The 23,003-nt window shown below is 60.3% G+C and carries 20 protein-coding genes; 15 read left to right on the top strand and 5 right to left on the bottom strand.

Features of this window, described 5'->3' with window-relative positions; translation table 11 throughout:
- Positions 1–283: 283 nt before the first annotated feature.
- Positions 284–2,467: a mechanosensitive ion channel family protein gene (locus tag J7447_RS18600; protein WP_022999771.1), complete on the bottom strand. Its 2,184-nt coding sequence runs from the start codon at positions 2,465–2,467 to the stop codon at positions 284–286.
- Between the two features lie 295 nt (positions 2,468–2,762).
- Here J7447_RS18600 and J7447_RS18605 point away from each other — a divergent pair, with 295 nt between their 5' ends.
- The 3 genes from J7447_RS18605 to J7447_RS18615 are packed head-to-tail and all read left to right on the top strand — an operon-like array spanning position 2,763 to position 4,994.
- Complete coding sequence (locus J7447_RS18605; protein ID WP_031268909.1) at positions 2,763–3,188, top strand: DUF805 domain-containing protein; 426 nt, start codon at positions 2,763–2,765, stop codon at positions 3,186–3,188.
- A 43-nt stretch (positions 3,189–3,231) separates the two neighbouring features.
- Complete coding sequence (gene dapE / locus J7447_RS18610; protein ID WP_209170540.1) at positions 3,232–4,404, top strand: succinyl-diaminopimelate desuccinylase; 1,173 nt, start codon at positions 3,232–3,234, stop codon at positions 4,402–4,404.
- A complete protein-coding gene (locus tag J7447_RS18615; RefSeq protein WP_022999774.1) occupies positions 4,401–4,994 on the top strand; it encodes a hypothetical protein in 594 nt (197 codons plus the stop codon). The genes dapE and J7447_RS18615 overlap by 4 nt, the downstream gene beginning before the upstream one ends.
- Before the next feature lie 75 nt (positions 4,995–5,069).
- Here the strand turns inward: J7447_RS18615 and dapD are convergent, their stop codons facing one another.
- Positions 5,070–5,924: a 2,3,4,5-tetrahydropyridine-2,6-dicarboxylate N-succinyltransferase gene (dapD, locus tag J7447_RS18620; protein ID WP_088665171.1), complete on the bottom strand. Its 855-nt coding sequence runs from the start codon at positions 5,922–5,924 to the stop codon at positions 5,070–5,072.
- Between the two features lie 262 nt (positions 5,925–6,186).
- On the opposite strand from dapD, the gene J7447_RS18625 reads away from it, so the two are divergent.
- Complete coding sequence (locus tag J7447_RS18625; protein WP_022999776.1) at positions 6,187–7,092, top strand: EamA family transporter; 906 nt, start codon at positions 6,187–6,189, stop codon at positions 7,090–7,092.
- 163 nt (positions 7,093–7,255) lie between these two features.
- Positions 7,256–9,931, top strand: coding sequence for an EAL domain-containing protein (locus J7447_RS18630; RefSeq protein ID WP_075283123.1), 2,676 nt, complete (start codon positions 7,256–7,258; stop codon positions 9,929–9,931).
- Between the two features lie 35 nt (positions 9,932–9,966).
- On the opposite strand, the gene dgoD is transcribed toward J7447_RS18630, so the two are convergent.
- Positions 9,967–11,115 (bottom strand): galactonate dehydratase, encoded by a 1,149-nt coding sequence (gene dgoD / locus J7447_RS18635; RefSeq protein WP_209170541.1) that lies wholly within the window; start codon positions 11,113–11,115, stop codon positions 9,967–9,969.
- 52 nt (positions 11,116–11,167) lie between these two features.
- Positions 11,168–11,917: a FadR/GntR family transcriptional regulator gene (locus J7447_RS18640; RefSeq protein ID WP_088665178.1), complete on the bottom strand. Its 750-nt coding sequence runs from the start codon at positions 11,915–11,917 to the stop codon at positions 11,168–11,170.
- Positions 11,918–12,141: 224 nt separating this feature from the next.
- On the opposite strand from J7447_RS18640, the gene J7447_RS18645 reads away from it, so the two are divergent.
- From J7447_RS18645 to J7447_RS18690, 10 genes are all read left to right on the top strand, one after another.
- Positions 12,142–13,125, top strand: a complete 984-nt coding sequence (locus tag J7447_RS18645; RefSeq protein ID WP_055657489.1) for an arabinose ABC transporter substrate-binding protein — start codon at positions 12,142–12,144, stop codon at positions 13,123–13,125.
- Between the two features lie 68 nt (positions 13,126–13,193).
- Positions 13,194–14,699, top strand: a complete 1,506-nt coding sequence (gene araG / locus J7447_RS18650) for an L-arabinose ABC transporter ATP-binding protein AraG (protein WP_209170542.1) — start codon at positions 13,194–13,196, stop codon at positions 14,697–14,699.
- A gap of 15 nt (positions 14,700–14,714) precedes the next feature.
- Complete coding sequence (araH, locus tag J7447_RS18655) at positions 14,715–15,656, top strand: L-arabinose ABC transporter permease AraH (RefSeq protein ID WP_152508502.1); 942 nt, start codon at positions 14,715–14,717, stop codon at positions 15,654–15,656.
- Positions 15,656–16,549 (top strand): aldose 1-epimerase, encoded by an 894-nt coding sequence (locus J7447_RS18660; RefSeq protein ID WP_209170543.1) that lies wholly within the window; start codon positions 15,656–15,658, stop codon positions 16,547–16,549. Before araH ends, J7447_RS18660 begins: the two co-directional genes overlap by 1 nt.
- Complete coding sequence (locus J7447_RS18665; protein WP_209170544.1) at positions 16,542–17,321, top strand: SDR family oxidoreductase; 780 nt, start codon at positions 16,542–16,544, stop codon at positions 17,319–17,321. The genes J7447_RS18660 and J7447_RS18665 overlap by 8 nt, the downstream gene beginning before the upstream one ends.
- Before the next feature lie 108 nt (positions 17,322–17,429).
- Complete coding sequence (locus J7447_RS18670) at positions 17,430–18,203, top strand: SDR family oxidoreductase (RefSeq protein ID WP_022999785.1); 774 nt, start codon at positions 17,430–17,432, stop codon at positions 18,201–18,203.
- Positions 18,204–18,370: 167 nt separating this feature from the next.
- Positions 18,371–18,841, top strand: a complete 471-nt coding sequence (locus J7447_RS18675) for a MerR family transcriptional regulator (protein WP_083660681.1) — start codon at positions 18,371–18,373, stop codon at positions 18,839–18,841.
- A gap of 90 nt (positions 18,842–18,931) precedes the next feature.
- A complete protein-coding gene (locus J7447_RS18680; protein ID WP_022999787.1) occupies positions 18,932–19,489 on the top strand; it encodes a MarR family transcriptional regulator in 558 nt (185 codons plus the stop codon).
- A 175-nt stretch (positions 19,490–19,664) separates the two neighbouring features.
- On the top strand, positions 19,665–20,312 hold the full coding sequence (locus J7447_RS18685; protein ID WP_022999788.1) for a DUF4166 domain-containing protein: 648 nt from the start codon (positions 19,665–19,667) through the stop codon (positions 20,310–20,312).
- Positions 20,313–20,314: 2 nt separating this feature from the next.
- On the top strand, positions 20,315–21,808 hold the full coding sequence (locus J7447_RS18690; RefSeq protein WP_209170545.1) for a TIGR01777 family oxidoreductase: 1,494 nt from the start codon (positions 20,315–20,317) through the stop codon (positions 21,806–21,808).
- Between the two features lie 316 nt (positions 21,809–22,124).
- Here J7447_RS18690 and J7447_RS18695 read toward each other — a convergent pair whose 3' ends face one another.
- Positions 22,125–22,883, bottom strand: a complete 759-nt coding sequence (locus J7447_RS18695; protein ID WP_286189291.1) for an IclR family transcriptional regulator C-terminal domain-containing protein — start codon at positions 22,881–22,883, stop codon at positions 22,125–22,127.
- Positions 22,884–23,003 lie beyond the last annotated feature (120 nt).

A 23,003-nucleotide genomic window follows, 5' to 3' on the forward strand; every position in this document is an offset into this window, starting at 1 on the left:
GGCTTATGCGCCGGTTAAATCCGACGTGAAGCGCGGGCAGACCTGCGTGCCATGTTATCCAGTCGTGAAAATGGGGAGCAGGGCTTTGGGCCCATCCTTCGAGACGGCCTGGCGGCCTCTTCAGGATGCTGCTGCGGTTTGCTGAAGCCTTTCTTCCCCGTATCGCCTCATCTTGAGGAGCCGCGGTAGCGGCGTCTCGAAGGATGGGCAAAAAACGCTGTGCCCACCGCTCTCACAGGCAAAGCGGCAGGCCGGTCAGTTGCAGGCGATGCAAGGCAGGGCCTCACTCGGTCGCCGGCTTCTTGTCCATGTCGGCGGCTGCGGCAGCCGCAGCTGCTGTGACGGCTTCCTTTTGCTTGTCGTCCAGCTTCGCGGTGTCGGGAATGTTGACCCGCACCTCCTTGCGCGCGAACTGGATGCCGTTTTCCTCGAACGCTTGTTGAACGCGCTTGTAGATTTCCTTGCGGATGCCGAACTGCTTGCCGGGTTTGGTGGTGTACTTGCCGCGCACCACGATGCCGACGTCGTCAACATCGGCAACGCCCTGTCCCTTGAACGGGGCCAGAATGTCGTCCTTGAACTCTTCCATCTCCATGATTTCCTGGCCGATCCGCTTGAAGAGCTTGCGAACCTTCTCGACATCCGTGTCGAAAGGAACGGTGAACTTCAGCTTCATGATCACCCAGTCACGGGACAGGTTGGTGAGCTTCGGAATTTCGCCATAGGGGACGATATGAACGGCACCACGCGTGCCGCGCAGCTGCAGGGACCTTATCGAGATTTTCTCGATAGTGCCCTGTGTACCGCCCGCATCGATGAATTCACCCAGACGGAAGGCATCGTCCATCAGGAAGAAGATGCCTGAGACCACGTCGCGCACCAGGGTCTGCGCCCCGAAGCCGACTGCCAGGCCAACGACACCGGCACCGGCCAGAAGCGGCGTGATGTTGATGCCCAGCTGGCTGAGGGCGAGCAGTGTGGTCAGGGTCAGGATCGTGATCTGCACGACGACGCGGATCAACGGCAGGATCGTTGCCAGGCGCGACTTGCCGGCCCCGCCCATCTCCGCGTCTTCATCTTCGTTGGAAGGCGGCGGCGAATCCTTGGCGAGCTGGTGGGCAACCCAGAGATTGGTGATTTCCCAGGCAAGGTAACCGGCGGCCAGAATAAGCAGGAAGATAACCGTATGCCGGGCGACCGAGGACCCGTCTTCCGCGCCGAGCGCGAGCAGATTGAGACCATAGATCCTGCCGACCATCAGCACCAGGAAGGCAAGCAGGGCCACGCGGGCAATGCGCACGTAGCTGTGCCGGGTCTGCATATGGGCAGCTTCCGCAACCGGACCTTCCCCGCGCATGGGCGGAACGATGTGGGAGACGATGCCGCGTACCATCGTGTCGAGAAACGGCGCGAACACGACCAACGCAATCACGGCGAGAGAGCGTCCCGCGGTCAGCGCTTCGATGCCCATGCTGGTTGTTATCTGAACCAGCAGCCAGTTGAAGGCGATGAAGGCAATCGAGAAATAGGGCCAGAACCGGGCCATGCGTTCCAGGCCGCTGGTTGGCTGGTGCTCATCACCCAGAATGATGCTCGTCAGGCCATGACGGGCGTTCCAGATGACCATGGCGATCCAGAGATTGACGCCAAAGCCGATGAAGAAGCGGAAGGTTTCGGCAACATCTCCGTCGCCGGCCTCGATCATGATGTTACGCAGGAAGAACGTGACGCCAACAAAGGCGAAGAGGCTCGTGAAGCTGCGGTAAAGCGACTTGGCGGTGGTGTCGTCCGCGGTGACGAGGCGCAGCTCGCTCCGATGCGGGGCCAGGGCAAAGCGCAGCAGGGCTGCGACGATGCGTGGCAGGAAAACGATCCAGTATACCGCCTGAAAGGCAAAGGCTCTGGCGACAGGATCGAAGATCGCGATCTTGCCGACAGCGAAGGCGACGATTGCAAAAACAATCAGCCCGCCAAGATCAAGCGCGGCACGTGTGGAGACCAGTTTGACAGTCTCAAAGAGGCTGTGGGGCGCATGGCTCTGGATCTTTTCCCGGCGGGAAGCGAAAAGCCGGTTGACCAGGAATTCGGCGGCAAACCCGGCTGCCAGGATGAGGGCGATGGCACCAATGAAGATATGCACCGGTCCTGCGACCGTTCCCGCAAACAGTGCGCCGATACTGGAGAAAAGGCTGCTGAAGAGCTCCGGCAAGGTTCTGAAATTGTTGGCAATCAGCGCGCCGAACTGATCGGCTGCGGTCTGCACCTTCTCGATCAGTTCGACTTCTTCTGACGGAGGCGGGGTCTGCGCGCCCTTGGCTGCGGCACCTTGCTGCAGCAGGGTCATCAGGTCGGTCAGCGCCTTCACCTGTTCCGGATCGAGATCGGAGACAAGCTTTTCCATGGCTTCGGGCTGAAGTTGCGACGGAAGGTTTTTTCCGGTGTCCTGTGCGTTGGCCGGCAGTGCCATAGTGGACAAGAACGCCAGAAATACTGAGAATGCACAGGCAGTTAGTCTAGTCTTCCAGGCACCGGTCATCAGCGAGCCCCCTCGTCGGCAGTGAACCTTCAAAATTAGGATTGGCACGCCGAACGTGCAAAATCCATTAAAATTACCCAAGGTAATAGGGGTGCAAACTATACGACTGGCACAATTCGCATGATTACGCACTGGCCAAGGCCGGTGCGACTGTGTAACAGACCTTGATCCGGCCCGCGTATGCGTCTACCTCCTTGCCAGATCAATCGAACCTGAGCTGGATGGAATGACAACGCCCCCACAGAGCGCGAATACTGCCCCGGGGCCGATCTGGGCCCTTTTGAGCCCTATCGGTCGTATGGGCCGGGAACCCTATTGGCTGTGTTTCCTTGTCAGCTGGATCATATTCGGCATTGCGCTGCGGATATGGTGGCTTTCCTCCGCTGAAACGCCGACGCCTGAATCCATGATTTCCGGCGACTACATCGGCACGAATCCGCTGTTTCCGGTTCTGTTCTTCGTTCTGCAGTGGGTGGAACTGGCACTGGTCGTCAAGCGGCTGCAGGACATCGGTCAGAGCGGGTTCCTCGCACTTTTGATCTTCGTTCCGATTCTGAATGTGATCATGCTGATCTTTCTCGGCGTTGTGCCGAGCCAGGGCCAGCCGAACCGCCATGGCCCGATGCCAAATAGCTACTGGCGCAAGCGCTGAACGCGCGTGAGCCTTGCATACGACTAACCAAAGAGACTGTTTCATGCCCACTTCCGCCGTCGCAATCGCACAGGACCTGATCCGTTGCCCGTCCGTGACCCCTGCCGAAGGCGGCGCGCTGGCTTCGCTGGAAGCGTTGCTCGGCAAGGCCGGGTTTGCCGTGTCGCGCGTCACGTTCCAGGACGAGGACACGCCGGACGTGGAGAACCTGTTTGCCTCCATCGGCAGCGGTGCACCGCATTTCGTCTTTGCAGGCCACACGGATGTGGTTCCGGCCGGTGCCGAGAGCGACTGGCGGCACGGCCCGTTTGAGGGGACCATCGACAACGGCATACTGTTTGGCCGGGGCGCAGTCGACATGAAAGGCGGCATCGCGGCCTTTGCAGCAGCAGCGCTTGATTACGTTGCCGAAAAGGGCCCGGATTTTGGCGGCACGATTTCCTTTCTCATCACCGGCGACGAGGAAGGCCCGGCAGTCAACGGCACCGTCAAGCTGCTTCAGTGGGCCAGGGAACAAGGGCATGTGTTCGATGCCTGCATCGTCGGCGAGCCGACCAATCCGGATGTGCTCGGCGATGCCATCAAGGTCGGGCGGCGCGGATCGCTGTCCGGCACCATCACGGTCCGGGGTGTCCAGGGCCATGCCGCCTATCCGCATCTGGCCGACAACCCGATCCCGGGCCTGGTTCGCCTTCTGGCCGCGCTTGACGCGCTGGAACTGGACAAGGGCAACGAACGCTTTCAGCCGTCCAATCTGGAGATTGTCTCCGCCGATGTCGGTAATCCGGCCTTCAACGTCATTCCGGCGCGGGCAGAAGCCCGTTTCAACATTCGCTACAATGACGAATGGACGCTGGAGAGCCTCAAGGCCCGCATCACCGAGACGCTTGAAGCGGTAGACCTTGGAAAACTAGCGCTTGGGCTGGAGTTCAAGCGCGATGCCAGCGAATCCTTCCTGACGCGGGACGAAGTCCTGATCGAAGCCCTGAGCAAGGCTGTGGAAGCGGAAACCGGCCGGGTTCCGGAGCTTTCAACGGGCGGAGGAACATCAGACGCCCGCTTCATAAAGAACTACTGCCCTGTCGTGGAATTTGGCCTTGTCGGCCAGACGATGCACAAGGTGGACGAATGTGTCGCGGTTGAGGACCTTGACCGGCTGGCAGCAATCTACAAAAAATTCCTCTTCAGCTATTTTTCCGGAGCAGACGGGAATTGATCAGCAAGGTCGAAATTCGCGCGGCATTGGACGGGTCCTGGTTGCTTCTGCGCAACCGTCCGGAAGGAATGGCGTTTTTCGACCAGTCCATTCAGGGGTTCTGGCGTTCGTTCTCCGTCATCTTTCTGCTGGTGCCGGTTTATGTGGTCAGTTGCCTTGCGGAAAAGCGGCTCTTTTTCGCCGAGAACCTCTACCATCCCGATGCCTTTCCGAACGGTAGCTACTGGTTTGCCCAGTTCCTGGGAATGGGCGTCGACTGGCTGGCACTACCGTTGTTGCTGGCGTTGCTGGCAGCGCCGATAGGCATTTCGAACCGCTACGTGTCTTTCATTGTCGTACGCAACTGGACAAGCCTGCTCGCGTCGGTGCCGTATCTCTTTACCTACATCCTGTTTCTTCTGGACGTTATCTCGCCTGGCATCGTTGTCTTGTTGTCGCTGACCTGCCTCTTTGTCGTGATCTGGTATCGCTACCAGGTCGCCCGCATCGCGCTTCAGACAACCGTGAGCCTGACCATCGGCGTCGTCGTCCTGGATGTGTTGCTCACGCTCGTGATTTCCCAGGTGGTCGGGCTTTTGTGGGGCGCATGAAAAACCCCGCCGGGTTAGGGCGGGGCTTTCCGGATTTCCAGATATCAAGGCGCTCGTTGCGCTCCCTGGTCTGCGTCAGTCGCGCAGAAGTTCGTTGATGCCGGTCTTGGAGCGGGTCTTTTCGTCAACCGTCTTCACGATTACGGCGCAGTAAAGGTTCGGAGCGGCTTCGCCGTTGCCCATCACGCTGGACGTCGGCATGGAACCTGCGACAACCACGGAGTAGGGCGGTACTTCGCCGTAGGTGATCTCGCCGGTCATGCGGTTGACGATGCGGGTGGACTGGCCAATGAAGACACCCATGCCGAGCACGGAACCTTCACGCACGATGCAGCCTTCGACGACTTCGGAGCGTGCGCCGATAAAGCAATTGTCTTCGATGATCACCGGACCGGCCTGAAGCGGTTCCAGAACGCCGCCGATGCCGACGCCGCCGGACAGGTGGACGTTCTTGCCGATCTGGGCGCAGGAGCCGACGGTCGCCCATGTGTCGACCATTGTGCCTTCGTCAACAAAAGCACCGAGATTGACGAAGGACGGCATCAGGACCACGCCCTTGCCGATAAAGGCAGAGCGGCGAACGATGCAGTTCGGCACGGCGCGGAAACCGGCGTTTTCAAAATCCATGCCGCGCCAGCCGTCGAACTTGGACGGCACCTTGTCCCACCAGGTGGCGTCGCCGGGGCCGCCCTTGATGATGTCCATCGGGTTCAGGCGGAACGACAGCAGAACAGCCTTCTTGGCCCACTGGTTGACCGCCCAGTCGCCATCCTTCTTCTCCGCAACGCGCAGCTTGCCACGGTCGAGCAGGTTCAAAGTTTCCTCGACCGCGTCCCGGACTTCACCGGTGGTCGTGGTGTCGATGGCGGCACGGTCTTCGAAGGCGGCGTCGATGATCTTGGACAGGGAAGCGAGATCGTGGGTCATCAGGCAGATGGTCTCCGGGCGTTAACATTTCTGGCGCGGACCTAAGCCGCCCGGCAAGGTGCTGTCAAGCACGGGAGGGTCGGCAGATGTCCTGTAGCCGTCAAACAAGCAGCCATTCTCGGGGGAATGCTGGCTGGATTACACCTGCCGTCCAGGTCGATGAGTTGAGAAAAAATAAAATGTTGGTTGCGATCACGGCAGTTTAAAGCGGCGACCAAATCGCTAGGGTGAAATCAATTCAACAAAATCGACAAGAGTACGTTCCGTGGAATTATGGATCCCGATCACCATTGCAGCAGCGTTCTGCCAGAACCTGCGCACGGCCCTCCAGAAACACCTGAAAGGTCAGCTTGGCACCACCGGGGCAACATTTGTGCGGTTCGGCTACGGCGTGCCTTTTGCGATCGCCTATGCTGCCGTGCTGCACGTCGTGTTCAAGTTCCCGCTGCCTGAACCGACACCAACGCTTTTGATTGCCGGGGCGCTGGGCGGTCTGGCGCAGATCCTCGGCACGTTTCTGCTGATCCACCTGTTCTCCTTCCGCAACTTTGCCGTCGGGACCGCCTATTCCAAGACAGAACCGATCCAGGCGGCGCTCTTCGGCTTCGTCGTTCTCGGCGAACACATTTCCCTGGCGGCTGGACTGTGCATTCTGGTCGGCGTCATCGGTGTGGTCGTCATCTCCCTGGCACGGGTTCCGTTGACACTGGCTGCCATCCGCACGTCGCTAGTAGGACGTCCTGCATTGATCGGCCTTGCCTCGGCTGCCTTTTTCGGAGCGTCCGCCGTCGCCTACCGCACGGCTTCGCTGTCGTTGGAAGGCACCGGGGTGCCGATGCAGGCCGCCTATGCGCTGGTTTATGCAACGGCTTTCCAGACAATCGTTATGGCAAGCTGGATGGTGCTGCGTGAACCCGACCAGTTGCGTGCCAGCCTTCGCGCCTGGCGAGCAGCCGTCTGGGTTGGCGCTTCCGGCGTGGCCGGGTCTGTCGGCTGGTTCACGGCAATGACGCTGCAAAACGTTGCCTATGTGCGCGCACTGGCCCAGGTCGAACTCGTGTTCACCTTTCTGGTGTCATGGCTGGTATTCAAGGAAGCGATCGCCCGGTCCGAGATTTTCGGCTGCATGCTCATCGTTGCGGCGGTCGTGGGGGTTATCCTGCTGCGTTAGAACAGCCCAAAAGCTCTGAAGCAATATCGCTCAATCCCTTCAGTCAAACTGTAAAGTGACCTTTAGGCATTTGTTTCGTTTTTAAGGTTATTCTGAGATAAGCTCCAAGACTGCGGTGTCCTGATCGTTGGCCATTGGAGATTTCTCGACCTAACGAGATGAGATGCCGAAGACATTTTTTTCCCGAATTGGAGCCAGTCATATTCTGACACGGCCCAGCCTGGCCAGCGTTGCGGCGATCGGCATTGCCCTTGCCGTGACAATTGCTGCCGGAATATTCGCGGAAGTTCAGAACCGGTCCGTGCATCTGCAAAGTGCGCGCGCGAATGTCGCCGAGCAACTCGGCATTGTCCGTGCCCGGCTGGAAGGCAACATCAACAGCAACCTGCAGCTTGTCCGGGGGCTTGTTGCGCTGATTGCGACACAGCCGGATATTGATCAGGACCAGTTCGGCCGGATTTCCAGTGGTCTCATCGGCAATCACTCGCAGCTTCGCAATGTCGCCGGCGCACCGGATCTTGTCGTCAGGCTGATGTATCCGATGACCGGCAACGAAAAGGCCATCGGGCTCGATTACCGGAAAAACGAGCAGCAGCGTGATGCGGCCCTTCGGGCGGTGAATTCAGGCGAGATGGTGCTCGCCGGGCCCGTCGATCTTTTGCAGGGGGGCAAGGGGTTCGTCGGACGCTTCCCTGTCTTTACCGAAAATGATGATGGCACTAGGCGCCTTTGGGGGCTGGTTGCTGCTGTCGTCGACGCCGACAGGCTTTATGCGGACAGCGGCTTGCTGGACGCCGCGCTCCCGGTGGAAATCGCGATCATGGGCCGAGATGCGACCATGGCGGACAAGTCGGTTTTCTTTGGGGACGAGAACATTCTGTCCCAGAACCCGGTGTTGTCCGAGGTGGTTCTGCCGACCGGGCGTTGGCGGATTGCGGCGATCCCGCGTGGTGGTTGGTCGGCAATGCCGGACAACGCCTGGAAAGTTCGGCTGTTGATGCTGGCCGGAGGGCTGCTGGTTCTGTTGCCGATCTTCATCGCCGGACAGCTGTACGATCAGCGGCGCGGGCATATCCGCGAACTGAGACGCCGCCAGGTGCAGATGGAAGGTCTGTCTCAGCGCCTGAAGCTGGCCCTCGATACCTCCAAGATAGGCATCTGGGAACTGAACCTGGATACCGGTGTGTTGACCTGGGACAGCCGGATGCGGGAACTTTACGATATCCCGGAGTGGCGCGACACGTCGCAATACGATGTCTGGTCCGAGTGCCTGCACCCGGAGGATCTGAAGCGCGCCGAAAAGGAATATTGGGACGCGATCGACACCGGCGGAACTTATCATTCCGACTTCCGTGTGATCCTTCAGGACGGCTCCACCCGCTGGATCCGGGCCATCGGCGCAGTTCACACCAACACTCGCGGCCAACGTTACATTCTGGGCGTCAACTGGGATGTTTCCCGGGACTTCCAGCTCAAGACCCGTTTGCTCAACGCCAAGCAGAACGCCGAAGACCGGAACCGCGAACTCGAAGATGCCCGTGCGCTGATGGAGCACCATTCGCTGCACGACAGTCTGACCGGTCTCCCGAACCGCCGGTTCCTGGACCGGCAGCTGTTGGACGAGCAGGCCCCGCACAAGCCGACGGCGCTGCTGCATATCGATCTCGATCGCTTCAAGCATATCAACGACACACTTGGCCACGCTGCCGGCGACTCGATGCTTACCCATGCCGCGTCGGTGCTGATGGAAAACGTCAGTTCCAGCGAATTCGTCGCCCGCATCGGCGGTGACGAGTTCGTCATTGCCATCACCGAGCCGACCGACGAGAAAAGCCTGGCCGCCCTTGCTGAAAAGATCATCGAGCAGATGCGTCAGCCGGTGACTTTCGAAAATCATCAATGCCGCTTCGGCGTGTCCATCGGCATTGCCATGGCCGACACGACCTTGAGCGACTACGGTCGGCACCTGCTGGTCGATGCGGACATCGCGCTCTACCGGGCCAAGAGCAACGGCCGCAACCGGTTCGAATTCTTCTCCGACACGCTGAAGTCGGAAATCGTTCGCAACAAGCAGGTTGCCGACGACATCCTGTGTGCATTGGAGCGTCAGGAATTCCTGCCGTACTTCCAGCCGCAGTTCGATGCGAGAACGCTGGCGATCACCGGTGTCGAGGCACTGGCGCGCTGGAACCATCCCACCGAAGGCATCCTGACACCGGACGTGTTCCTGAAAACGGCCGACGAGCTTAATGTGGTGCCCCTGATCGACCGGATTATTCTGGAACAGACCCTGTGGCAGTCCGCGCGCTGGAAAGCAGCCGGGATCCACATTCCGAAAATGTCGGTCAACGTGTCGGCTGGCAGGCTCAACGACGCCAACCTGATGCAGAGCCTCGACGGTCTTGCCTTCGAACCCGGGTCACTGTCCTTCGAACTTCTGGAATCCATCTTCCTGGACGACAAGAACGATCTTATCGCCGCCAATTTCGAACACCTGCGGGACATGGGCATCGACATCGAGATCGATGATTTCGGCACGGGCTATGCCTCCATCGTCAGCCTCATTCACCTGCGTCCGAAACGGCTGAAGATCGATCGTCAGCTGGTCATCCCGATCACCCATTCGGAAGGCCAGCGCCGCCTGGTGGCATCGATCATCGAAATCGGACAGTCGCTCGGCATCAAGGTTGTCGCCGAAGGCGTGGAAACCATGGAGCATGCCAGGATCCTGCGTGATCTCGGCTGCGATGCCCTGCAGGGCTATGCCTTTGCACCGGCGATGCCCTCGGACAGGCTGATCGAGTTCGTTCGCGAGGAGCGCTGGCGCGAGGCGTCCTGAGACGCCCCGTCAGGGTTCATTCAAGGTCGCTCAGGTCACCACTCGGCGAGACTTCCGTCTTCATGACGCCATATCGGACTGCGCCAGCGGTGGCCTTCCTTGGCGCGCTCGACGACATAATCCTCGTTCACTTCGATACCGAGGCCTGGTCCCCGCGGGATGGCGGCAAAGCCGTCCGCATAGGCGAAGACATCGGCATTGGTGATGTAGTCCAGCAGGTCGTTGGACTTGTTGTAATGGATACCGAGGCTCTGTTCCTGAATGAAGGCATTGTAGGACACCGCATCGACCTGGAGGCAGGCGGCAAGGGCGATGGGGCCAAGCGGGCAATGAGGCGCGAGTGCAACATCGTAAGCTTCGGCCATCGCGGCGATCTTCCGGCATTCCGTGATCCCGCCCGCGTGTGACAGATCCGGCTGGATGATGTCCACATAGCCGTCGGACAAAACCGACTTGAAGTCCCAGCGGGAATAAAGCCTTTCGCCAAGGGCAATCGGCGTCGAGGTGTGATTGACGATATCGCGCAGGGCTTCCTTGTTTTCGGAAAGCACCGGTTCTTCAATGAACATCAGTTTGTAGGGGTCAAGTTCCCGCGCCAGGACCTTGGCCATGGGCTTGTGCACCCGCCCGTGGAAGTCCACAGCAATGCCGATGTCCGGACCAACGGCCTCGCGCACACTCGCGATCGCCTCCACAGCCTTGTTCAGCCGTGAGTTGCTGTCGACGATCTGGAGCTCGGCGCAACCGTTCATTTTGAGCGCCTTGAAGCCGCGCTCGACCACCTGCCTGGCGTTGTCTGCCAGCTCCGAAGGCCTGTCGCCACCGATCCAGGAATACACCTTGATCCTGTCCCGTACCTGGCCGCCAAGCAGCGAGTGAACCGGCTGGCCGAGAGCCTTTCCCTTGATGTCCCACAAGGCCTGGTCGATGCCCGCAAGGGCGCTCATGTGTATCGCGCCGCCCCGGTAAAATCCGCCTCGATAAAGCACCGTCCAATGGTCCTCGATCAAGAAGGGATCCTTGCCGATGAGATAGTCGGAAAGTTCATGGACAGCCGCTTCCGTGGTCAGGGCACGGCCTTCGACCACGGGTTCGCCCCAGCCGGTGACGCCTTCATCGGTTTCGATCTTCAGGAAAAGCCAGCGCGGCGGCACGATATAGGTCGTGAGTTTGGTGATCTTCATTCTTTAAGTTTCCGGCAAAGGCGACGTCATCGGGCGGCAGGCGAAGGGGTGGTCAGAGATCGACACGCCCTGCAGCAGCCTGGGCCGCAGTCAGGTCATGCTCGGCCAGGTCCAGCATCCGGTTCGAGGCTTCCCGGGCCCGCGGGGCGTCGCGCAGACGCAGGGCATCCACAAGTTCGCCATGCAGTTCGATGGCAAGGTCCCGGCTCTCCACCGCGGTGTTGGACGCATGCAGCGTATAATGCAGGGCCGTATGAATGGCACTGGAAAGACGCCGAAACACCTGATTGTGGCTGGCGGCCATAAGCACGCTATGGAAATCGACGTCCGCCTCGGTGAAGGCTTCAGGGTCGGAATTTGAGTCGCGCATCCGCATCCAGGCCGCTTCCAGCGCCGCAATTTCCTGCAAGGTGGCGCGTTTGGCCGCAAATTCCGCTGCTGCCGGCTCAATCGTGCGCCGGGCTTCCAGGATGCATCCAAGCAGGTCGAACTCATGGATGAAGGGGCCGATCCAATCGAGCACTTCCCCATCCAGTATGTTCCAGTCCTCCCGGTCGGTCACCACGGTTCCCACGCGAGGCTTCACCCGCAGCATGCCTTTGGATTCCAGAACCTTGATGGATTCGCGAATGACCGTGCGGCTGACGCCATAGATTTCGCACAGGTCGTTTTCCCGGGGGAGCTGAGCGCCGACCGGATATTTTTCAGAGCAGATGTCTTCCGCCAGAGCAGCCGTCACATTCTTTCGCACGCGAGGGCGCTTGCCACTGTTCTGATCAGCGGTCGCTGTCTCCTCCCTCAACGTTTCCAATGGCCTGCTCCCTGTTTGTGGCGGAATGAGATCCCGCATTTTTAGCGGATTTTTTGCTCTGCGCGAACTGCGCGTTTCACTGTCCGCCATCGAAAGTCGGGCAACCTTATCCGATACATCATACAAAGGCAATTGACTGGTATGATGATTCACAGTAGGTCTGTTGAAGCGCCCCGGGAGGCTGGGCGCCTCGAAATGAATTGGGAGGTTCTGCAATGCGTGTGTTGAAGAAAGCCGTTCTGACCGGAGTGATGGCCCTTGCCCTCGTCGGTTCTGCCCATGCCGCTGACGTGAAAATCGGTTTCGTCGTCAAGCAGCCGGAGGAGCCCTGGTTCCAGGACGAGTGGAAGTTTGCCCAGAAGGCTGCCGAGGAAAAAGGGTTCACCCTTGTTGAAATCGGTGCACCGGATGGAGAGAAGGTTCAGGCGGCAATCGATAACCTGGGTGCGCAGGGCGCGCAGGGCTTCATCATCTGCGTGCCGGATGTGAAGCTCGGACCGGGGATCGTGGCCAAGGCAGCCGCCAACGACCTGAAGCTGATGACCGTGGATGACCGACTTGTCGGCGCTGATGGCGAACCCATCGAAAGCGTGCCGCACATGGGCATTTCCGCGGTAAAGATCGGCGAGACCGTCGGTCAGTCCATTGCGGCCGAGATCGAGGCGCGCGGCTGGGACATGTCCGAAGTGGGCGCGATCCGCGTTTCCTACGACCAGCTTCCGACGGCCGTCGATCGGGTCGAAGGCGCTATCGCAGCTCTGACGGCTGCCGGCTTCCCCGCGGAAAACATCTATGACGCGCCCCAGGCCAAGACCGATACCGAAGCGGCCCTGAACGCTGCCACCACCGTGCTCAACCAGCACGCGGACGTGAAGAAGTGGATTGCCTTCGGCCTGAACGACGAAGCCGTTCTCGGCGCGGTCCGGGCCACGGAATCGGTCGGTATCCCGGCTGAGAACGTCATTGGCGTTGGCATCGGAGGTGCTGAATCGGCCATCAACGAGTTCAAGAAACCGAGCGCGACCGGTTTCTACGGTACGGTCATTATCTCGCCGAAGCGCCACGGTTATGAAACCGCACTCAACATGTACGAGTGGATTGCCAACAACAAGGCACCGGAGCCGCTCATCCTGACGTCCGGCTCGCTGGCCCTGCGCGACACCTATGTGGACGTGCGCAAGGACCTGGGCATCGAGTGATCCGTCCCGACTGACACCTGATCCGGCGACCGGTCTTGCGGTCGCCGGGGAACTGTTGCGCGAGCGTCATGTCTTATCTGTCAGTACAAAACATATCCAAGAGCTACCCGGGCGTTCAGGCCCTGTCGGACATCTCCTTCTCGGTGGAGAAGGGAGCCGTACATGGGTTGATGGGCGAGAACGGTGCCGGCAAGTCCACCCTGATCCGGGTGCTTTCCGGCGACCAGTCTGCGGACAGCGGATCCATCTCCATCGACGGAATCGAGCAGAACTACGGGTCTGTGCGCGATGCCTTTGAGGCCGGAGTGATCGTGATCCACCAGGAACTTCAGCTGGTGCCGGAGCTGACGGTGGCGGAAAATCTCTGGCTGGGCCGGTTTCCCAACCGGGGTGGCGTCCTCGAAGGCCGGCAATTGGTCGAGACCGTGCGCAACCGACTTGAGGAGATCGGCGTCGATGTCGATCCCAATGCAAAGGTCGCTTCGCTGTCCATCGGTGCGCGCCAGATGGTGGAAATCGCCAAGGCCGTGATGATGGAGGCCCGGGTCATCGCACTGGACGAGCCGACGTCATCCCTGTCCTCCAGGGAAAGCGAGATCCTGTTCAAGCTGATCGCCCGGTTGAAGGCCAAGGGCACGGTGATCCTCTATGTGTCTCACCGGCTGGAGGAAATCTTCCACCTCTGCGACAGCCTGACGGTTTTGCGGGATGGCCGTCTTGCAGCCCATCACCCCGACATTGCCAATGTGACCCGCGACCAGATCATCGCCGAGATGGTCGGGCGTGAAATCGGCAACATCTGGGGCTGGCGTGAGCGGTCGTTCGGGCCGGTGCGGCTGGAAGTGTCCGGCATGTGCGGCGAAAAGCTTCCCGGACCGGCCGAATTCTCGGTTCGGCAGGGCGAAATCCTGGGCTTCTTCGGCCTGATTGGCGCCGGACGCAGCGAGTTGATGCGCCTTGTCTATGGTGCGGACACGCGGCGCGGCGGCACGGTCTCCATCGACGGCAAGGAAGTGCCTGCAGACAATCCGCGCGGTGCCATCAATGCAGGGCTCGTGTTGTGTCCGGAAGACCGGAAACACGACGGCATCATCCAGGGGCGGTCCATCGAGGAAAACATAGCCATTTCCTCTCGCAGGCACATGTCCTCCTTCGGCATTCTCCAGCTTGGCAAGGAAGCAGCTCTTGCGGATCGCTTCATCGCCCGGCTCAAGGTGCGCACGCCATCGCGGAAGCAGGACATCGTCAATCTCTCCGGCGGCAATCAGCAGAAGGTCATTTTGGGCCGCTGGCTGTCGGAACAGGGTGTGAAGGTGCTGATTGTCGACGAGCCGACACGCGGCATCGACGTCGGCGCCAAGTCGGAGATCTACGACATCCTCTACGAGCTTGCGGAAGGCGGTATGGCCATCGTGGTCGTTTCCAGCGAGCTGCCCGAAGTGATGGGTATTTCCGACCGCATCATCGTCATGTGCGAAGGCCGCATGGTCGGCCAATTCGCGCGGGAAACCTTTGAAGAGCGCAACATTCTGACCCTGGCCTTGCCGGACAGAAATGCTGCCCACACGGTGTGAACGGGGCCGTTTCAGATGAATTCTCTCAAGAAAATTTTGCTCGGAGACCAGGGCCTGGTCGTCATCTTCGCGGTGGCCTTCGCAATCGTTTCCCTGACCGTTCCCAACTTTCTCACCGAGCGCAACATCCTCGGCCTGCTGCAGTCGGTGGTGACAATCGGCATTGTCGCCTGCACGATGATGTTCTGCCTCGCTTCGCGCGATTTCGACCTTTCGGTCGGATCGACGGTCGCATTCACCGGCATGATCGCCGTCATTGCTTCCAACATGACCGGCTCCATCGTTATGGGGCTCATCATAGCTTTGCTTAGCGGTGCGTTGGTGGGTGCGGTCAACGGCTTCGTCATCGCCTGTTTCCGCATCAACGCGCTGATCACGACCCTGGCCACCATGCAGATCGTCCGGGGACTGGCGCTGATCGTGTCCGACGGCCGGGCCGTCGGCATCAACGACCCCGGGTTCTACCAGCTCGCCCTGTCCCGCTTCCTGGGCATCCCCACGCCGATCTGGGTCATGGGTGCGCTTTTCATCGCTTTCGGTTTTCTGCTGAACCGCACGGTCTTCGGCAAGAACACGCTGGCGATTGGCGGTAATCCGGAAGCGGCCCGTCTTGCCGGGGTGAATGTGGTGTCCATGCGGATCTGGATCTTTGCCTTGCAGGGCCTGATCTGCGCTGTCGCAGGCATCATGCTTGCCTCCCGCATCACATCCGGCCAACCGAATGCAGCCACCGGCCTTGAACTCTCGGTGATTTCCGCCTGTGTCCTCGGCGGAGTCTCCCTGGCCGGTGGCCGCGCCGCCATGACGGGTGTCATTGTCGGCGTCATGATCATGGGCATTGCCGAAAATGTCATGAACCTCCTGAACATTCAGGCCTTCTACCAGTATGTCGTGCGTGGCCTGATCCTGCTCATCGCGGTCCTTCTCGACAACCTGCGCTCTTCAGCAAGCCGCTGATGTCCGTGGAGGCCGGGCAGGACTGGACGCTCGCGCAAGGGGATCTGGTGGTCACCGCCAGCCCTGAGGGAGGTTCAATTGTCCAGGCCGCGTGGCGAGGCACGCCGATCCTGCAAGCTGCCGGTGGACCGGAGAGGAAGGCAGCCTGTTTTCCCCTGGTGCCCTTCGGAAATCGGATCGCCGGCAATCGCTTCACCTTCCGGAGGGAGAGCTTCACACTTCAGCCCAACACCGACGAACCGCTTGTTCTGCATGGCGACGGCTGGCTGGATACCTGGAACCTGACGGAAAAGACCGACAATTCACTTGAGCTGGACCTGGTCAGGGAGCACCCCTCCCATAGTCCCTATGCCTTCAAGGCGCACCAGAAGGTTCATCTGGAAGAGGACTGCCTGTCCCTGAGCCTTCGCGTGACGAACCTTGGCAATAAGGCCCTGCCGTTCGGCATCGGGTTTCATCCGTTTTTCCGGCGAGCGCCCGACATGACCCTGCAGACGAAGGTGCAAAACATGTGGCGGGAAGGCGAGGGACATCTTCCGGACGGTCTGCAGCACATTCCTTCCGAACTCGATTTTTCGATGCCGCGGATCGTGCCGCCACGCTGGATCAACAATGCCTTCGGCGGTTTTTCCGGCAAGGCCCGGCTACACTGGCCGGATATTGAGCTCGCTCTTGATCTCAGCTGCGATCCGGTGTTCGACGTGATGATGATCTTTGCCCCGCAGGCACCTGCAGACTTTGTCTGTCTGGAACCCATGAGCCATCTGCCGAACGGTCACAATTTGCCGGATCTCGGTGGCCTGAGCGTTCTGGAGCCGGGGGAGGAACTGGCGGGAACGATAAAGATGACATTTCTGCATGTGTCGGAGACCAGGGAGAAGAACAATGGCTGATCGGCTTTCAGGAAAGCGTATCCTGATCACTGGCGCCGCACAGGGCATTGGTCTTGCCATCGTACGAGCCTGTCTCGGCGAAGGCGCTGCCGTGGTTCTGATGGACCGGGACGCAGCACTTCTTGCCCGCAGTGTAGCGGATCGGGGCGGGGAAAGAGAGTATCTGACGGCTCTTGCCGGGGACATCACGAACACGGATGACGTCGCCGCTGTGGTCGCTCGCGCGCAGGAGACCATCGGTCCGTTGAACGCGCTCATCAACAATGCCGGGATAAATGTCTTCGACGAGCCTTTGTCCCTGAGCGATGAAGACTGGAACCGCTGCTTCGACGTCAACCTGAAGGGGGCGTGGAATTGCGCGCGCGCCGTGTTGCCGGGTCTGCTTGAACAGGGTGGCGGGGTCATTCTCAATATCGCCTCCACGCATGCTTTCACCATCATCCCGCACACCTTTCCCTACCCGCTGGCCAAACACGCCCTGCTGGGGCTCACCAAGTCCCTTGCGCTGGAATATGCCGCACGGAATGTCCGGGTGAATGCCTTGGCGCCGGGCTATGTCCAGACCCAGAAGGTGGTCGATTACTGGAACAGTTTTCCCGATCCAGAGGCTGCCCGGCAGGAGACCTTGCGACTGCATCCGGGTGGGCGTATCGCCACGCCGGAAGAGATCGCCAGGGCGGCTGTCTTCATGATTTCAGACGAATGCCCCTTCATGAACGCCGCCTGCCTGACTGTCGATGGCGGCCTCAGCGTCCAGCAGCACCCAGCCTGACGCGGGTATTTTTTCAATAAATCGGGCTTGACCCTGACACTAACGTCAACCGGCTAACACCGGCTTGGCGCGCAATGCGCAGGTGTTAATTCAGGAAAGCAAGCCAAGATGAATGAACGGACAAACTGGCAGGGCAAGGTTGCCATCGTAACAGGCGGAAGCTCCGGAATTGGAGAGGCCACCGCGCTGGCGTTGACCGGGCAGGGGGCGAATGTTGTCATCACCGGACGTGATGCTTCAAAGCTTGCCGGCGTTGCCGGCAAGAGCGAGGCAATCGAGGCCGTGCAAGCCGACAGTGCCGACCCGGCCGGCAGCCGGCGCGCTGTCGAGGCGGCACTGGGACGATGGGGCCGCCTGGACCTTGTCGTCAACAATGCGGGCGCGGGCAAGCCGCTGCCCATCGAGGCCTATGATGCCGAAACGCTTTCGGAAATCTGTGCGGTGAATATCGTTGCGCCGTCTCTTCTGTTGAAGGAAGCCCAGTCGGCCCTGCGGGACAGCAAGGGGGCTGTCGTCAACATCGGAACGGCCGTCTCCCAGAATGCGGCGCCGGGCCTGGCGCACTATGCGGCCACAAAGGCGGCGCTTGAGCATCTGACACGGTCCTGGGCCATCGAGCTTGCAGGCGACGGAGTACGGGTGAACGCCGTCTCTCCCGGTCCCGTCAAGAGCGGCGCTCTCACGGGCATGATGGGCCTGCCGCCGGAAGTCGCGCAAACCATCGAGGAAACAGAAGCAGCTCAGGTTCCGATGGGACGGCGCGGACTGACGTCCGATCTTGTGCCGTGGATCTTGCAGCTCGGCAGCTCCGCCAACGAGTGGCTCACCGCACAGGTGATCACGATTGACGGTGGCTGGTCGCTTCGGGGCCAGGCAGGCTGAGCATTTGTGACCAAGGGCAAATATGGGCATCCTCCCCTTGATGGGGAGGGTGCCCCTCGCCACTTGAAGGCCTGAAGCGAGCACTTCCGGGAAAACAGGGCTTGACCCTGACACTAGTGTCAAGGTGCTAGGGTCCGCACCCTAGTCCGGTGTTGAAAGGGGTCGACATGCAGATCAAGGAAGCAGCCGAACGGCTTGGCATTACGGAACGGATGCTGCGCCACTATGAAAAGTCGGGCCTGATGGAAGCTCGCCGTTCGGAAAATGGCTATCGCAGCTATAGTGCCGCGGACTTGCGCCGTGCCGCCCGGATCCGCGATTTCATTGCCACGGGTTTTTCGACGCGCGAAGTTCGTGCGATGGCCGCCTGTCTGTCGGACGAAGGATCCGGGCCTTGCGAAGGCGGTATTCCGCAGCTTCTGAAAAAGCTTGAGCACATCGACCGGCTCAGCGCCGATCTTGAAGCGAAACGCGAAGCCATTCTCGACCGCCTGGCCGTGCTGGAAGAAGCTCTCTCGGTGAGTGCGGATGAGAAAGATGGCGCCGGATCCGGGATGAATGCCCCTGTTCCAGGCCGGGGTTCTGGCACGCCCGGCAGGGGCCTTGCCGACCTGGAGCCTCACGCAAGCGGGCGCTGACGGGCTGACTTGCTGAGTTTTTGACACGCGCCGCATCCCCTGGCGAACTTCGCCATTGACATCAATCGATTTTCGTCACAAATTTCTGTCATGACAGAAATTACCGACAAAGCCGATCCGTCGGCAAAAGAGAAGTTCATCCTCTATTGGGGGGACATGGGCAGCCAGTGGAGCGTCAACCGTTCGGTAGCGCAGATCCATGCATTGCTGTTCCTGAGCCCGGTGCCGATGAATGCGGAGCAGATTTCCGAGGAACTGGGCATTGCCCGGTCCAATGTCTCCAACTCCCTGAAGGAACTTGTCGGATGGCGGCTGATCCAGAGAGTGCCCGTCGCGGGGGATCGCCGGGAGCACTTCGTGGCCGAGACCGACGTCTGGGAAATGGCGCTGCTGATTGCGAAAGGCCGCAAGGAACGGGAGATCGATCCGGCGATCCGCGCCATCGATGTCTGTGTGCGCCAGGCGGAAAAGGAGAAGACGCTTGATCCCGTTGCTCTGGAGCGGATGCAGGAGATGCACCAGTTTCTGACCACCGCCGATCGCTGGTCGGAGCAGATGCTGAGCGTGCCGAAGTCGAAACTCGCCAGCTTGATGAAGATGGGCGACAAGGTTCTCTCGCTGCTGAAGATCGGCGGCAAGAAGGGCTGACAGCTGGGGCGAGTCAGGTTTTCGCCTTACCAGGCAGCTCCCATGGAAGTGCCGGACAGCGAGATAAGATCGGGTGAGAGGCCAGTAGGCTTGCCGCTCGAATTCAGGCTCAAAATTTTTTGCCAAATAATTTCTCTTTATACAGAAATAACCGACATAACAGGAGGGAATGGAAATGCGAAACGCAAGCGCCACTCTGGAGCGGCCCGAAGCTGGCGATCGCCGTTTTCGCGATCTTCTGGGAGAAGCCGCCTGGCATGGCCTGCCAGCGGCCGTCCGCCGCCGGTTCGGCAAACGTCTGAGCGGCGGGGCAAGTGTCGTCTATCAAGGCCTGGTCGTGACCATGCGGATGAACCTTGCCGGAAGCATTCTGGCGCAGCTCGCGCGGCTTGTCGGCGGTCCACTCCCCTTTGACAGATCCTCTTTCAACCAGCCTGCCGTTGTCACCGTCACAGAAGATATCGCGAGCGATGGCCAGTTCTGGATCCGCCAATACGGGCGTAGCTCTGGCTTTCCGCAGGTGATCCACAGTTCCAAGCGGTTCGAGGGCCCGACCGGCATTGAGGAATATATCGGTGCGGGGATTGGCATGGCACTGCGGGTGAATGCCCTGACAGACGGCCTCAGTTTCGAAAGCGACCACTATTTTCTGCAGGCCGGACGGTGGCGGTTGCGGCTGCCCGCCTGGCTCCGGCCCGGAGCGTTGACGATCACACACCGGGATCTCGGCAAGGACCGTTTCCTGTTCACCCTTTCCCTCAAGAGCCGCGTCTTCGGTGAACTGGTTCACCAGGACGCACTCTTTCATGACATGGAGACTTGATCATGGATAATCCCGTTCTCTGGACGTTGATCTCCATCCAGATTTTCATGGGCGCATTCGATACGCTCGTGCACCATGAAGGCAGCGAACGCCTGGCTTGGCGTCCGTCGCAGAAAACCGAACTGCGGTTGCACGGTGTGCGCAATTTCTTCTACGCGGTGATCTTCCTCTGCTTCGGCTGGCTGGAACCGCATGGGGTCTTCACCATGCTGTTGACGGCAATCCTTGTCGCCGAGGTGCTGATCACGCTTTGGGATTTTGTCGAAGAAGACATGACCCGAAAGCTGCCATGGACCGAAAGGATCAACCACACGCTGCTGGCCTTGAACTATGGTGCGATCCTGGTCCTGGCCGCGCCGGTTCTGTGGCAATGGTCGTTCCTCCCCAGCGCGCTGGTGCCCGTCAGCTACGGCTGGTGGAGTGTGCTTTCCACGGTTTCGGCGCTTGGTGTCGGGCTCTTCAGCGCGCGGGACCTGCTTGCTGCAGCGCGCAGCGACAGGCTTGGTGGTCCAGATCCGGCGGGACTGGTTGCAGCCCTGCCACCGCGCCGGCATATCCTTGTGACGGGCGGCACCGGGTTCATAGGTCAGCGGCTGGTGGAAGCGCTGGTGAGAGGGGGGCATTTCGTCACGGTTCTCACGCGAGACCTGCGCAAGGCGGATGAGCTGGAACACCCTGTCCGTGTGATCACAAGTCTTGACCGGATCCACAATGCCGAGCGCTTCGATGCCATCGTCAACCTGGCAGGAGACCCGATCGCGAGTGGCTTGTGGACGAGCCGCAAACGCGACCGGATCATCGGCTCCCGTGTTGAAATGACCGAAGCATTGCGGGCGCTGATCGAGCGCCTCGACACGAAACCAGCCTGCCTGATCAACGGGTCTGCCATCGGCTGGTACGGTCTGCGCGGTGATGAAACCCTGACCGAAGACGCAAACTTCGAACCTGCCTTCGTCCACGAAGTTTGCGAGCGCTGGGAACAGGCGGCCCAAAAGGTGGAGCGGGACGGAGTGCGAGTCGTGATCTTGCGGATCGGTCTCGTTCTCGGAGTCGAGGGTGGCATTCTGGCAAAGCTGCTGACACCGTTTGAATTCGGTGGTGGCGGGGCGATGGGGTCTGGCCGCCAGTGGATGTCCTGGATCGAGCAGGACGACTTGGTCCGTATCATTGCCCGCACGGTGGCAGATGAAACTCTGTCCGGCCCCGTCAACGCCACGGCACCCGTGCCGGTTCGAAATGCGGAATTCACGATGGCTCTGGCCAAGGCGCTTCACCGCCCCGCATTCTTGCGCCTGCCTTCCTGGTTGTTGTCGACGGCGCTCGGCGACATGGGCCGGGAGACGATGCTGGCGGGCCAGCGTGTGGTGCCGGCGAAACTGGTCGCCGCAGGTTTCAGGTTTCGCCACCCGGAACTTGCCCCGATGCTGCAGGCGATTACGGGCGCAAGGGCAGGAGCAGCGCGGGGTGAAGAACAAGAGGCCCGGTCATTGGCTTGAATGGGGCTGAAATGACAAAGTGGTCATGCGCTGCGATCAAAAAGGGGGTGCCGGCAGACGTCGGCTTCCTCAGCTCAGGATTCCCTCTCCATCGTCATCCCGGACGAAGCGCAGCGAAGATCCGGGATCGGGGCGCGGAGACCGTTCGTTTTGCGGACAAAGAAGTAATCGCAGGGGCTCCCCGGTCCCGGCTCGCGCTTCACTTGGCCGGGATGACGACGGAGAGGGTGAGGGGTAAGTGCCAAGCTCGGGGACAGTCCGACAGGGAGGGGGAGGTTTCGCAGACACACTCCCATGTCCTGCACTCAAATACACCTCACGTCAGCAGCGGGCGCAGCTCCGTCTGGATGTTCAGCAGGGCAGGGAGGAACTTTGTTTTTGCCGTTTCCGGTGCGGCTGACGTGCTGGCATAACCGACATTGAGCGCGGCAATCGTGTGGCCGTGGGAATTTTGAACCGGAACCGCGATGGAACACAGTCCTGGTTCGACCTCCTGATCGATCGTCGCGAAACCCTGGCTTCTGATGGTCGCAAGTTCGGCCAGAATGGCGTCCACCCGCGTGAGGGTTTTTGGTGTCAGCGCCGTCAGGGTCATGGCCTCCAGCCGCGCCTTGGATTCGCTCTCCGGCAGGGCGGCCAGCATGACGCGGCCCATGGAGGAGCAATGAGCCGGCAACCGCGAGCCCGGCATCAGCGCGATCGACATGACTTTCGTTCGGGCGGCCCGTGCCACATAGACGATCTCGTCACCGTCGAGGATCGACACCGACGAGCTTTCGCCGATCTGCTCCGATAGGTGATCGAGCAGAGGCTGCACCACACGGGGCAAGGGCATGGTGGCAAGGCAGGCGGTCCCCAGCCGCAGCACCTGCGGGGTCAGCGTGAAGAACTTGCCGTCCCAGTTGGCATATCCCAGATGCGCCAGTGTCAGCAGGCAGCGGCGGGAGGTTGCCCGGTCAAGGCCGGATGCATTCGCAACCTCGGAGATCGACTGACGCGGCCGGTCGGCGGTGAAGGTCTCGATGACCTGTAGCCCCTTGGCAAGGCCCCCCATGATGTCCCGTTCCGCAATCATGTGATTTGTCTCATCTGATGTCGATTTGTGCGATATGTAAACAAATGAAGCATATCGCACAAATCAGTTGGACGAAAGACACCTGCCGTCGCTATCTCCTTTGGCACTGCAAAGCCTGTT

Source organism: Labrenzia sp. R5_0, assembly GCF_017743835.1.
Taxonomy (GTDB): Bacteria; Pseudomonadota; Alphaproteobacteria; order Rhizobiales; family Stappiaceae; genus Roseibium; species Roseibium algicola.

Excerpts from the sequence above, each read along its gene's own strand:
- J7447_RS18660 (WP_209170543.1), top strand. The coding sequence starts at position 15,656 with ATGTCCGTGGAGGCCGGGCAGGACTGGACGCTCGCGCAAGGGGATCTG.
- J7447_RS18605 (WP_031268909.1), top strand. The coding sequence starts at position 2,763 with ATGACAACGCCCCCACAGAGCGCGAATACTGCCCCGGGGCCGATCTGG.
- J7447_RS18680 (WP_022999787.1), top strand. The coding sequence starts at position 18,932 with ATGACAGAAATTACCGACAAAGCCGATCCGTCGGCAAAAGAGAAGTTC.
- dapE (WP_209170540.1), top strand. The coding sequence starts at position 3,232 with ATGCCCACTTCCGCCGTCGCAATCGCACAGGACCTGATCCGTTGCCCG.
- J7447_RS18665 (WP_209170544.1), top strand. The coding sequence starts at position 16,542 with ATGGCTGATCGGCTTTCAGGAAAGCGTATCCTGATCACTGGCGCCGCA.
- araH (WP_152508502.1), top strand. The coding sequence starts at position 14,715 with ATGAATTCTCTCAAGAAAATTTTGCTCGGAGACCAGGGCCTGGTCGTC.
- araG (WP_209170542.1), top strand. The coding sequence starts at position 13,194 with ATGTCTTATCTGTCAGTACAAAACATATCCAAGAGCTACCCGGGCGTT.
- J7447_RS18675 (WP_083660681.1), top strand. The coding sequence starts at position 18,371 with ATGCAGATCAAGGAAGCAGCCGAACGGCTTGGCATTACGGAACGGATG.
- J7447_RS18685 (WP_022999788.1), top strand. The coding sequence starts at position 19,665 with ATGCGAAACGCAAGCGCCACTCTGGAGCGGCCCGAAGCTGGCGATCGC.
- dgoD (WP_209170541.1), bottom strand. The coding sequence starts at position 11,115 with ATGAAGATCACCAAACTCACGACCTATATCGTGCCGCCGCGCTGGCTT.
- J7447_RS18670 (WP_022999785.1), top strand. The coding sequence starts at position 17,430 with ATGAATGAACGGACAAACTGGCAGGGCAAGGTTGCCATCGTAACAGGC.
- J7447_RS18630 (WP_075283123.1), top strand. The coding sequence starts at position 7,256 with ATGCCGAAGACATTTTTTTCCCGAATTGGAGCCAGTCATATTCTGACA.
- J7447_RS18645 (WP_055657489.1), top strand. The coding sequence starts at position 12,142 with ATGCGTGTGTTGAAGAAAGCCGTTCTGACCGGAGTGATGGCCCTTGCC.
- J7447_RS18690 (WP_209170545.1), top strand. The coding sequence starts at position 20,315 with ATGGATAATCCCGTTCTCTGGACGTTGATCTCCATCCAGATTTTCATG.
- J7447_RS18600 (WP_022999771.1), bottom strand. The coding sequence starts at position 2,467 with ATGGCACTGCCGGCCAACGCACAGGACACCGGAAAAAACCTTCCGTCG.
- J7447_RS18695 (WP_286189291.1), bottom strand. The coding sequence starts at position 22,883 with ATGATTGCGGAACGGGACATCATGGGGGGCCTTGCCAAGGGGCTACAG.